Annotated in this window: 1 protein-coding gene; it reads left to right on the top strand. The window is 49.3% G+C overall.

Annotation, left to right across the window (positions count from 1 at the left end; all coding sequences use genetic code 11):
* On the top strand, positions 1-424 hold a 424-nt coding region (locus ACNFOC_RS55500), incomplete at both ends, for an outer membrane protein transport protein (RefSeq protein ID WP_521987334.1).

Genomic DNA, 424 nt, shown 5'->3' with positions numbered 1-424 from the left:
CCAGAAAACCCTGTTTACAAAGTCTGCTCTCGCAGTCGCAGTGGCACTTATCTCCACCCAGGCCTGGTCGGCAGGCTTTCAGTTAAACGAATTTTCTTCCTCTGGCCTGGGCCGGGCTTATTCAGGGGAAGGTGCAATTGCCGATGATGCAGGTAACGTTAGCCGTAACCCCGCATTGATTACCATGTTTGACCGCCCGACATTTTCTGCGGGTGCGGTTTATATTGATCCGGATGTAGATATTACCGGACATTCTGATTTAACCGGTCAGAGTGCAAATGCTAAAAATATCGCACCGACAGCATGGGTACCTAACCTGCACTTTGTTGCGCCTATTAACGATCAGTTTGGTTGGGGAGCGTCAATAACTTCCAACTATGGCCTGGCTACGGAATTTACCGACAACTACGCTGCTGGTATCTAT

Origin of the sequence: Streptomyces colwelliae, from assembly GCF_048158785.1 — a bacterium.
Classification (GTDB): Bacteria; Actinomycetota; Actinomycetes; order Streptomycetales; family Streptomycetaceae; genus Streptomyces.
This window is presented reverse-complemented; position numbering and strand designations above follow the sequence as displayed.